Source organism: Kitasatospora sp. NPDC059803 (assembly GCF_042732255.1).
GTDB lineage: Bacteria > Actinomycetota > Actinomycetes > Streptomycetales > Streptomycetaceae > Kitasatospora.
Window position 1 is genome coordinate 825 of record NZ_JBHWIJ010000281.1, and the last position, 10,506, is coordinate 11,330.

Below are 10,506 nucleotides of genomic sequence, written 5' to 3' on the forward strand. Positions count from 1 at the left end.
GCCCGCCAGGGCCTCCGGCCCCCCCGCGCGGGCCGCCCGGCGGGGGGTCCGCCCCAACGCCCCGGCGCGCCGGCGCCCACAGGGGCTCCTCCGGCCGAGTGCGCCGACAGCGCGTCAGGTGACCATCGCGGTCCCCGGACTGCTCACCGAGGCCGGAGATCTTCAACAGGCTCCGGACTTCTGGGCGCGTCCTAGCCCAGCGCCTGCTTGAGGTCGGCGAGCAGGTCGTCGATCGACTCGATGCCGACCGAGACGCGCACCAGGTCGGCGGGCACCTCCAGCGCCGAACCGGCCACCGAGGCGTGGGTCATCCGGCCCGGGTGCTCGATCAGCGACTCCACGCCGCCGAGCGACTCGCCGAGGGTGAACAGCTGCGCGCGGTTGCAGACCTCGACCGCCGCCTCCTCGCCGCCCTGGACCCGGAACGAGACCATGCCGCCGAAGGCCTTCATCTGCTTGGCGGCGATCTCGTGGCCGGGGTGCTCGGGCAGGCCCGGGTACAGCACCTGGCTGACCTTCGGGTGGCTCGCCAGCAGCTCGGCGACCTTCTCCGCGTTGGCGCTGTGCCGGTCCATCCGGACGCCCAGCGTCTTGATGCCGCGCAGCACCAGCCAGGCGTCGAACGGCCCGGAGACGGCGCCCATCGCGTTCTGGTGGTACGCCACCTCCTCGCCCAGGCTCGCGTCGGCCAGCACCAGCGCACCGCCGACCACGTCCGAGTGGCCGCCCATGTACTTGGTGGTGGAGTGCACGACCGCGTCCGCGCCGAGCGCGATCGGCTGCTGCAGGTACGGGCTGGCGAAGGTGTTGTCGACCACCAGCAGCGCGCCGGCGCCGTGCGCGACCTCGGCGAGCGCGGCCAGGTCGGTGATGCCCAGCAGCGGGTTGGACGGGGTCTCCACCCAGACCGCGCGGGTGTTGGGACGCAGCGCGGCGCGGACGGTCGCCAGGTCCTGGGTGTTGGCGACGGAGAACTCGACGCCCCAGCGGGTCAGCACCTTGGCGAACAGCCGGAAGGTACCGCCGTAGGCGTCGTTGGGGATCACGATGTGGTCGCCCGGCTTGAGGATGGTACGCAGCAGGGTGTCCTCGGCGGCCAGGCCGGAGGCGAAGGCGAGGCCGCGGGCGCCGCCTTCCAGTGCCGCGAGGCACTCCTCCAGCGCGGTGCGGGTCGGGTTGGCGCTGCGGCTGTACTCGTAGCCGCCCCGCAGGCCGCCCACCCCGTCCTGCTTGTAGGTGGACACCTGGTAGATCGGCGTGACGACGGCCCCGGTCTGGGGGTCTGCTTCCTGACCCGCGTGGATGGCGAGGGTCTCGAAGCCCTGGGGAAGCTGGTGCTCGGTCATGGGTCGAGCCTAGTGGCCGTACGGGCCGGTGCCCTCCGGAACGTCCCAGCCCGCCGTGAACCGGGCCGGCCGTGGACCGGGGCGGCGGCGGAATCCGGGCGGCGCCGGAATCCGGGGGCGGCCCGCCGCGTTGAATCCTGCGCAACCCTCCCTACCCCGCTGGAGCAGGCCGTGCTGTTCAACCGCCACAAGACCTCGCTCGTTCCCGCCGACCAGGCGCTGCCCGGCCGGGAGTCGCCGGGCTTCGCGCTGCGCGAGCCGCACACCGTGCTCGGCCACCCGCTCACCGGGCCGTACCCGGACGGCCTGGAGGTGGCCGACTTCGGGCTGGGCTGCTTCTGGGGCGCCGAGCGGACGTTCTGGCGCCTGCCCGGCGTCTGGACGACGCTGGTCGGCTACCAGGGCGGCTACACCCCCCACCCGACGTACGAGGAGGTGTGCAGCGGGCTGACCGGGCACACCGAGGCGGTCCGGGTGGTGTTCGACCCCTCGCTGGTCTCCTACGAGCGGCTACTGAAGACCTTCTGGGAGGCGCACGACCCGACCCAGGGCAACCGCCAGGGCAACGACGTCGGCACCCAGTACCGCTCCGCCGTCTACACCCACTCCCCCGTCCAGGCCGCCGCCGCGGCCGCCGGCCGGGACGCCTTCCAGCCGGCCCTGACCGCGCTCGGCTACGGCCCGATCACCACCGAGATCGCCCCGGCGGGCCCGTTCTACCCGGCCGAGCCGTACCACCAGCAGTACCTGTCCGACGCCAAGAACCCGAACGGCTACTGCGGCCTCGGCGGCACCGGCGCCTCCTGCCCGATCGGCGTGGCCCGCACGCAGGGCTGACCGTCCGTGACCGTTCCGGCGGGCCGGCCACCCGAGGTGACCGCCCGCCGGTCGGGGCGCAGACTGGAAGGGCCAGCAGACGGGCCTGCCTCCTCCTCTCGCTGGACGGCCGGGCCGTCCGTGGGGAGAGGAGTGCGCCATGTCCGGTCTCGTCCGCATGAACTTCGACGCCCCCGAGGAGGTCCGCCCCTTCGAGGAGGGCACGGGGGAACTGCGTCTGGTCAACCTGGACGCCGGCCCGGTGGGCCGGGCCGTGTTCCACCCGGGTTGGCAGTGGTCCAAGCACGTGAAGCCGATCGCCAAGACCGACAGCTGCCTGGCCGCCCACACGGGGTACGTGGTCTCGGGCCGGATGAGGATCGTCATGGACGACGGTCAGGAGACCGAGTTCGGCCCGGGCGACCTGATGATCTGCCCGCCCGGGCACGATGCCTGGATCGTCGGCGACGAGCCGTGCGTGATCGTCGACTGGCAGGGTTTCGCCGACTACGCGAAGCGCTGACCGGCGGCTCCCGGCGTCAGACGGCGCTGCCGGCCTTCCAGGCGGCCCAGCCGAGGTTCCAGCCGTTCAGGCCGTTGTCCGGCGCGACGGTCTTGTCACCGGAGTTCACGACCTCGACCACGTCGCCGACCATGGAGCTCTTGTAGAACTTGTAGCCGTCCGTGCTGCCGTCCTGCGCGCCCTTGGCGTCCTGGAGGCCGATGCAGCCGTGGCTGGTGTTCTGGCCGCCGAAGATCGACGACGGGGACCAGTAGTTGCCGTGGATGAAGGTGCCCGAGGTGGTGAGCCGCTGGGCGTGCGGCACGTCCGCGATGTCGTACTCGCTGCCGAGGTTGACGGTCTGCGAGTTCATCCGGGTCTGCTGGAACTGCTCGGAGATCACCATCTTGCCGCCCCAGGTGCGGTGCTCGGGCGAGCCGCCGGAGATCTTGTAGACGGCGCTGACCTGGCCGTCGGTGGTGACGGTGAGCTTCTTGGCGGCGAGGTCGGCGACGCTGGTCTGGGCGCGGCCGATGGTGAAGCGGACGTCCTTGGACTGGGTGCCGTAGACGCCCTTGGCGCCCTCGACGTCCTTGAGCCGGAGTTTGAGGGTGACCTTGGTGCCCTTGGCCCAGTACTCCTGCGGCCGGAAGTCGAGGCGGGTGCTGGAGAACCAGTACCCGACGATCTCGACGCCCGGCTCGGCTATCACGGTGATCGCCTGCTGGACGGCCTTGCGGTCGGTGATCGGCTTGCTGAAGGTGATCGAGACGGGCATGCCGACGCCGACGACCGAGCCGTCCTCGGGCGTGAAGTAGCCGACGAAGGTGTTGGCCGGGGTGGCCGTGGTGAAGGTGGCGTTGGCGTCCGCCTCCAGCTTGTCCTTGTCGAGGGCGGTGGCGGCCACGGTGTACTTGGTGCCGCTGGCGGGGGCGGCGGCCGAGGTCCAGCTGGCGCCGTCGGAGGCGAGCTGGCCGGCCAGTTCCTTGCCCGTGGAGTCGGTGACCTTGACGGTGCCCAGGGTACCGTTGCTGACGGTGACCTTGACCGGCTCGCTGAAGCTGGCGGAGGCGGCACCGTCCGCAGGGGTGACGGTGATGACGGCGGTCGAGGTCTTCGGCGCGCTGCTGGTCCCGCCGGAGCCGCTGCCGGCGCCCGGGGTTCCAGCGGAACCGCCCGAACCGCCCGAACCGCCCGAACCGCCCGAGCCGTTGGCGTCGGCGCTCTTGGTGTCGTTGCAGGCCGCGAGCAGCAGGACCGGCGCCCCGATCAGACCCGCGAGCACTCCGCGCCGGCTCCAGTTGCCTCCGCCTGCCCGCCCCTGACCGTCCCGTGCCGTCACGTCGCGTCTCCCTGCTGATCATCCCGGGCATTTACGGATACAGAAACGCAATCCGCCCGTGCACGGTTCCACCTCCGAAGGGTAAGCGATCGTATGAGATGACCCAACTTCCCGGTGAACAGGGAAAAAACGCCCGGCCTGCGGGGCAGACCGGGCGTTCACGAGCGGTGACGAGCTCGCGGGGCGAGGCCGCTACTCGGCGGACTCGTCCACCACGTACTCGTCCCAACCCTCGTTCTCGGGGTCGAACTCGGTCTGCGCCGACTCCCAGGTCGCCGAGGCCAGTTCGACACCCGGCACGTCGCCGAGCAGCGCCACCGGGTCGATGAAGTGGGCGAGCGAACCCGACGGGTCCACCTCGATGGCGTCGACGGACTGGGCGCGCTCGTCGTCGTCGAGGTACTCGTCCTCGGTCACCTGCTTCAGGGCGGCCGCCTTGAGCGCGCCCTCGTCGGTGATCTCCGCGATGAGCTCGATCTTGAGCCGGACGTAGCGCGGCTCGTCCTGGGTGGTTTCAGTGCTGGTCATGCGTGTGAGCGTACGGGAAGGGCCGGTCCCTCGGAGAAGGACCGGCCCTGCCGTTCTCCGCCTCGGTTCCCCCACCCGGGAACCGCGGAGACGCGCCGTGCGGCGCGCAGTACCGCGGGAGCCGCCGCACCCTGTCGACCGGCCGCAGCCGGACAGGGGCGGGACGACGGCACCTCCCGCGGAGACCCCTCTCCCCCGTTGCCGGGTTGGAGGGCGGACACGGCGGGCCGGGTCAGGACCGCCCGACGTGTCCGGAGCCGACCGCGTCCGCCGGGGAGCCGCTCCCGGACGGTTGCCGTCGTCTCGCTCGGCGTCTTGCCGTTGACCACCACGATGCCGGACGGTTGTTAACCGCGTGCTGCGGGCAGGTGACGCCGGTGTACCACTTCGCCCGTGGGCGAACCGCGGGCAAAACGTGGGCGAAACCTCGTCCGCCCCGCCGACCGGAGCCGGTGGCGGGGTCGGGGTCGGTCAGGGCCCGCCGGGGCCGGTCAGGGCCGGCGCCGACGGGTCAGTGCGCGGCGCGGCCGGCGAGGAAGCCCAGCAGGTCCTGGCGGGTGACGATGCCCTGCGGCTTGCCGTCCACCAGCACCACCGCGGCGTCGGCCTTCTCCAGCACGGTCATCAGGTTGGTGACCGTCTCGCCCGCACCGACGACCGGCAGCGGCTTGGACATCACCCGGTCCAGCGTGTCGGTCAGCTCGATCTCCTTCGCGAAGACGCCCTCCAGCAGGAGCTTCTCCGCCACCGAGCCGATCACCTCGCCGGCCATGATGTCGGGGTGCCCGGCACCCGGGGAGACCACCGGCATCTGCGAGACGCCGTACTCGCGCAGCACCCGGACCGCCTCGGCGACCGTCTCGTTCGGGTGCATGTGGACGAACTGCGGGATGCCCTCGTGCTCGATGGCGTCCTTGCGGGCCAGCACCTCGCCGATGTGCGCCTCGTCGGTGGCCGAGGGCAGGAAGCCGTAGTCGGCCATCCAGTCGTCGTTGAAGATCTTGGACAGGTAGCCGCGGCCGCCGTCCGGCAGCAGCACCACCACGACGTCGTCCGGGCCCAGGCCCTTGGCCACCTCCAGCGCGGCCACCACGGCCATGCCGCAGGAGCCGCCGACCAGCAGGCCCTCCTCCTTGGCCAGGCGGCGGGTCATCTGGAAGGAGTCCTTGTCGGAGACGGCGACGATGCCGTCGGCGACGTCACGGTCGTAGGCGGTCGGCCAGAAGTCCTCGCCCACGCCCTCGACCAGGTACGGCCGGCCGGTGCCGCCCGAGTAGACCGAGCCCTCCGGGTCGGCGCCGATCACCTTGACCTTGCCGCCCGAGACCTCCTTCAGGTAGTTGCCGGTGCCGGAGATGGTGCCGCCGGTGCCGACGCCCGCCACGAAGTGGGTGATCCGGCCCTCGGTCTGCTCCCACAGCTCCGGACCGGTGGAGTGGTAGTGCGAGGCCGGGTTGTCCGGGTTGGAGTACTGGTCCGGCTTCCAGGCGTTCGGGGTCTCCCGGACGAGCCGGTCGGAGACGTTGTAGTACGAGTCCGGGTGCTCGGGGGCCACGGCGGTGGGACAGACGACCACCTCGGCGCCGTACGCGCGCAGGGTGTTGATCTTGTCGGTGGACACCTTGTCCGGACAGACGAAGATGCACTTGTAGCCCTTCTGCTGGGCCACGATCGCCAGGCCGACGCCGGTGTTGCCGGAGGTCGGCTCGACGATGGTGCCGCCCGGCTTCAGGGCGCCCGAGGCCTCGGCGGCCTCGATCATGCGCATCGCGATGCGGTCCTTCACCGAGCCGCCGGGGTTGAAGTACTCGACCTTCGCCAGCACTGTCGCGCTGATGCCCTCGGTGACCTTGTTCAGCTTGACCAGCGGCGTGTTGCCGACGAGGTCGATGATCGAGTTGTGGTACCGCACGGGGGTCCTCCCGGTTGTGGGCATGCGAGTGCTTTCGGTACTGCAAAGCCTAGGCCGTGCCGCCCGCCCCAGCCCGCCCTTCCGCCCCACCCGCCCCTCGCCCCGCCCCGGCCCCGCGCGGCGGCCCCGCCACCCGCCCTCCTCCCCCAATGGCCCAGCCCCGCAGGTAGCCCCGGCCCCCGCGCGGGTAGGAGGGGGGTGCAGGCATCGCCATGGCCCCGGAGGGGGCGGCACCAGGACGCGAAGGGGGCATCGGATGCCAGGGGCACAGGACTCGCGGGCCCGGGTGGCCCGCCGGATCGCCACCGCGGCGGCGTACGGCGGCGGCGGGCTCGGCCTGCTGGGTGTGGGACTGGTGGGCGTGCTGCTCACCGAGAGCAAGCTGGCGATCCAGGCCATCGGCGTGCTGGAGGGCGATCCGCCCAAGGCCGACGGCGTCTACGGCGAGGCCTTCGCCGACAGCTCCGCCGCCACGCAGCCGCCGCTGGTGCTGGCCGTCCTCGGCGACTCCACCGGCGCCGGCCTCGGTGTGCTGCGGGCCCGGGAGACCCCGGGCGCGCTGCTGGCCGCGGGTCTGGCCTCGGTGGCCGAGCGCCCGGTCCGGCTGGTCAACGTGGCCCGCTCCGGCGGCCGTTCCGCCCACCTCTCGGGCCAGCTGGAGCAGGCGCTGCCGCACCACCCGGACGTCGCCGTGCTCATGATCGGCGCCAACGACGTGACCCGGCACAGCCCGGCCCAGCTGGCCGTCCGCCAGCTCGGCGAGGCCGTCGCGGCGCTGCGGGCGAACGGCTGCGAGGTGGTGGTCGGCACCTGCCCGGACCTCGGGACGATCAAGCCGGTGCACCCGCCGCTGCGCTGGGTGGCCCGCCGGCTGAGCCGCCAGCTGGCGGCCGCGCAGACCATCGCGGTCGTGGAGGCCGGCGGCCGGACGGTCTCGCTGGGCTCGCTGCTGGGCCCGGAGTTCGCGGCGCGCCCGGAGATGTTCGCCGCCGACCGCTACCACCCGTCCGCCCAGGGCTACGCGACGGCCGCGATGGCCGTGCTGCCCTCGGTGTGCGCCGCGCTCGGCCTCTGGCCGGAGGAGGAGCGCCCGGCCGCACCCGTGCCGGGCGGGACGGTGCTGCCGGTGGCGATGGCCGCCGCCGCCGCGGCCGGGCGTTCGGGCACCGAGGTCGCGGCCGTCGAGACGGAGGGCGCCAGCCGCCGCTGGGCGTTGCTGCGCCACCGGCTGCGGGTCGGGCTGCCCGGCTCGTGGGCGCCCGAGGAGGCCCGGGAAGGAGCCGTTCCAGAGGCCGGCGACACGTCGGCCAGCTCACACGCCGGGACGGGTGACGCCTGATCTACCAGGCGGTAACTTTCCTCCCGGACGCCAGTCCGCCGTCACCCAGCGAGGAGCCCGCCATGCCCGAAGCCGTCATCGTCAGCGCCACCCGTTCGCCGATCGGCCGGGCCTTCAAGGGCTCGCTCAAGGACGTCCGCCCCGACGACCTGACCGCCCACGTCATCCAGGCCGCGCTGGCCAAGGTCCCGCAGCTCGACCCGCGCGAGATCGACGACCTGATGCTCGGCTGCGGCCTGCCCGGCGGCGAGCAGGGCCACAACCTGGCCCGCATCGTGGCCGTCCAGATGGGCATGGACTACCTGCCCGGCGCCACCATCACCCGCTACTGCTCGTCCTCGCTGCAGACCACGCGGATGGCACTGCACGCGATCAGGGCCGGCGAGGGCGACGTCTTCCTCTCGGCCGGCGTGGAGACCGTCTCGCGCAGCGTGAACGGGACCTCGGACGGCATGCCGGGCACCACGAACCCGGTCTTCGACGAGGCCCAGGCCCGCACCGCCAAGCGCGCCGAGGAGGGCGGCGGGGAGTGGCACGACCCGCGCGAGGACGGCCTGCTGCCGGACGCCTACATCGCGATGGGCCAGACCGCCGAGAACCTGGCCGCGCTCAAGGGGATCACCCGCGCCGAGCAGGACGAGTTCGGCGTCCGCTCGCAGAACCTCGCCGAGGCCGCCATCAAGGCCGGCTTCTGGGAGCGCGAGATCACCCCGGTGACGCTCCCGGACGGCACCGTGGTGAGCAAGGACGACGGCCCGCGCGCCGGCGTCACGCTGGAGGGCGTCTCCGGCCTGAAGCCGGTGTTCCGACCGGACGGCACCGTGACCGCCGGTAACTGCTGCCCGCTGAACGACGGCGCCGCCGCGCTGGTCATCATGTCCGACACCAAGGCCCGGGAGCTGGGCATCACCCCGCTCGCCCGGGTGGTCTCCACCGGCGTCAGCGCGCTCTCCCCCGAGATCATGGGCTACGGCCCCGTCGAGGCCTCCCGGCAGGCGCTGCGGCGGGCCGGCCTGACCATCGACGACATCGACCTGGTCGAGATCAACGAGGCCTTCGCCGCCCAGGTGATCCCGTCCTACCGGGATCTCGGCATCGACCTGGACAAGCTGAACGTCAACGGCGGCGCGATCGCCGTCGGCCACCCGTTCGGCATGACCGGCGCCCGGATCACCACCACCCTGATCAACTCCCTGCAGTGGCACGACAAGCAGTTCGGCCTGGAGACCATGTGCGTCGGCGGCGGCCAGGGCATGGCGATGGTGATCGAGCGCCTCAGCTGACCCCGCCGAGCCACCCCGAAAGGGTCTGGACCACCCATTTGGAGTGACCGTGAGTAATTGAGGGCCGGATCACATCGCGAGGTCGATCCGGCCCTCTTTTCGCTCGTTTTCGGCCCGGAAATCGACACTGCGGAGCGGATCAACTCCACTGCGTAGAACGGTGTTACCTAACAATTTGGGGACAAGAGCGAAAGTCCCCCACAAATTAGACATTCGCCACTGCGGCAACAGCCCCGGATGCGGCAGTGTGGACACGTAACCCCGTTCCGCTCCTCGCTAGGAGTACGTTCCGTGAGCGCCGTCTACACCATCCTGCTGCTGATCCTGATCACCGTGTCGACCGCCGTGCTGCTCCATCTCCGGGGACTCTCCCGCCGGCTGGACGCGCAGGCCGCGGCCCAGGCCGCACCCGCCCCGGTGGACCAGGCCGCGATACGCCAGGCCGTCACCGAGGCACTCGCCGCCGACCGCGAGCGGGAGATCACCGAGGCCCGGGCGTTCTGGGCCGAGCAGGAGGCCCGCGCGGCCGAGGACGCGCCACTGTTCGACTCCCCGTACACCGGCGCGTTCGCCAGCACCGACGAGTGGCCGCTGTTCTTCCCCCGCCCCACCGGCCCGCAGGACGCCGTCGACAACGCCGGCACCATGGACCCGGAGTTCGGCGAGGCGCTGCGCTCCGCGCTGGAGGACCTGATCAACGAGGGCCCCGCCGAGCCCGGTCCCGAGGGCGGCTCGCCGCTGTTCCCCGGCCAGGGCTCCGGCACCTCCTCCGCCGGCTCCACCGCCGCCTCCACCGGCTCCGCCGAGCCCACCGGGGACGCCCGCGCCCGCCGCGAGGCCGACCTGCTGGCCACCGGCCTGGAGGCCGGGCTGCTGGACGCCGACCAGGCCGTCGAGGACGCCCCGGTCGCCGCGCCCGACCCGCGCCGCCACCCCTCCCACCCCGACTTCGTGCCCAGCCAGGCGCCGTCCCGCGAGTGGACCGACACCCGGCTGGCCACCCTCGCCGACGAGGCCGTCGCCCTGATCGACGTCCGCCCGGGCCCGCTGGGCACCCTGGACGTGTACGCCTTCGCCGACGGCACCACGCTCTGCGTGGCCCCGGGCGACCGGGAGGCCGCCTACCGGCTGATCGACGCGGTCCGTGCCGGTGAGCACGTCCGACTGCTCGGCGGCTCGCGCTTCTCCGGCTCGTACTCGCTGACCTTCTCCACCGACGAGGAGGCCGTCTACGTCCTCGCCGACCGGGTGGTCGCCAGCATCTGACGCCGCCCCAGCAGCGCGGCAGCACGGCACACACAGCGCAGCACGGCCCAGGGGGGGGCGGGGGAGTGGGTGTGAGACCCGCCCGCCCCGGGGGGGGTGCGGGGGCGCAGCCGCACCGACCGCCCCGGCGCCGCCCCCCGGCCCCCCCCGCGACGGCCCGCCGGACGCGGTC

9 protein-coding genes are annotated in these 10,506 nt (G+C 72.7%); 5 read left to right on the forward strand and 4 right to left on the reverse strand.

All coding sequences use genetic code 11. The features are described from left to right. Positions 1-191: 191 nt before the first annotated feature. Positions 192-1,346 carry a cystathionine gamma-synthase gene (locus ACFV6I_RS31865; RefSeq protein ID WP_063348017.1) on the reverse strand — a complete coding sequence of 385 codons (1,155 nt, stop codon included), beginning with the start codon at positions 1,344-1,346 and terminating at the stop codon, positions 192-194. Positions 1,347-1,517: 171 nt separating this feature from the next. Between ACFV6I_RS31865 and msrA the strand changes: the two genes are divergently transcribed. Both msrA and ACFV6I_RS31875 read left to right on the forward strand, forming a co-directional pair. After that, positions 1,518-2,183, forward strand: coding sequence for a peptide-methionine (S)-S-oxide reductase MsrA (msrA, locus tag ACFV6I_RS31870; protein WP_063348018.1), 666 nt, complete (start codon positions 1,518-1,520; stop codon positions 2,181-2,183). A gap of 139 nt (positions 2,184-2,322) precedes the next feature. Further along, positions 2,323-2,685 carry a cupin domain-containing protein gene (locus ACFV6I_RS31875; RefSeq protein ID WP_363372410.1) on the forward strand — a complete coding sequence of 121 codons (363 nt, stop codon included), beginning with the start codon at positions 2,323-2,325 and terminating at the stop codon, positions 2,683-2,685. Between the two features lie 16 nt (positions 2,686-2,701). On the opposite strand, the gene ACFV6I_RS31880 is transcribed toward ACFV6I_RS31875, so the two are convergent. The 3 genes from ACFV6I_RS31880 to ACFV6I_RS31890 all read right to left on the reverse strand — a co-directional run bounded on the left by ACFV6I_RS31880 (position 2,702) and on the right by ACFV6I_RS31890 (position 6,446). After that, positions 2,702-4,006, reverse strand: a complete 1,305-nt coding sequence (locus ACFV6I_RS31880; protein WP_380429053.1) for an Ig-like domain-containing protein — start codon at positions 4,004-4,006, stop codon at positions 2,702-2,704. Between the two features lie 192 nt (positions 4,007-4,198). Beyond that, positions 4,199-4,534, reverse strand: a complete 336-nt coding sequence (locus ACFV6I_RS31885; protein WP_063348021.1) for a hypothetical protein — start codon at positions 4,532-4,534, stop codon at positions 4,199-4,201. A gap of 511 nt (positions 4,535-5,045) precedes the next feature. Continuing rightward, positions 5,046-6,446: a cystathionine beta-synthase gene (locus ACFV6I_RS31890; protein ID WP_063348022.1), complete on the reverse strand. Its 1,401-nt coding sequence runs from the start codon at positions 6,444-6,446 to the stop codon at positions 5,046-5,048. 256 nt (positions 6,447-6,702) lie between these two features. Here ACFV6I_RS31890 and ACFV6I_RS31895 point away from each other — a divergent pair, with 256 nt between their 5' ends. The 3 genes from ACFV6I_RS31895 (at position 6,703) to ACFV6I_RS31905 (ending at position 10,334) form a co-directional block, all read left to right on the forward strand. After that, positions 6,703-7,785: an SGNH/GDSL hydrolase family protein gene (locus ACFV6I_RS31895; protein ID WP_380429055.1), complete on the forward strand. Its 1,083-nt coding sequence runs from the start codon at positions 6,703-6,705 to the stop codon at positions 7,783-7,785. A gap of 62 nt (positions 7,786-7,847) precedes the next feature. Further along, positions 7,848-9,068, forward strand: a complete 1,221-nt coding sequence (locus tag ACFV6I_RS31900) for an acetyl-CoA C-acetyltransferase (RefSeq protein WP_063348024.1) — start codon at positions 7,848-7,850, stop codon at positions 9,066-9,068. A 291-nt stretch (positions 9,069-9,359) separates the two neighbouring features. Further along, positions 9,360-10,334 (forward strand): hypothetical protein, encoded by a 975-nt coding sequence (locus tag ACFV6I_RS31905; protein ID WP_380429057.1) that lies wholly within the window; start codon positions 9,360-9,362, stop codon positions 10,332-10,334. Positions 10,335-10,506 lie beyond the last annotated feature (172 nt).

What these genes read in the sequence shown, in the direction of transcription:
- ACFV6I_RS31900 (WP_063348024.1), top strand. Translation starts at nt 7,848, where the DNA reads ATGCCCGAAGCCGTCATCGTCAGCGCCACCCGTTCGCCGATCGGCCGG.
- ACFV6I_RS31875 (WP_363372410.1), top strand. Translation starts at nt 2,323, where the DNA reads ATGTCCGGTCTCGTCCGCATGAACTTCGACGCCCCCGAGGAGGTCCGC.
- ACFV6I_RS31895 (WP_380429055.1), top strand. Translation starts at nt 6,703, where the DNA reads ATGCCAGGGGCACAGGACTCGCGGGCCCGGGTGGCCCGCCGGATCGCC.
- ACFV6I_RS31865 (WP_063348017.1), bottom strand. Translation starts at nt 1,346, where the DNA reads ATGACCGAGCACCAGCTTCCCCAGGGCTTCGAGACCCTCGCCATCCAC.
- ACFV6I_RS31885 (WP_063348021.1), bottom strand. Translation starts at nt 4,534, where the DNA reads ATGACCAGCACTGAAACCACCCAGGACGAGCCGCGCTACGTCCGGCTC.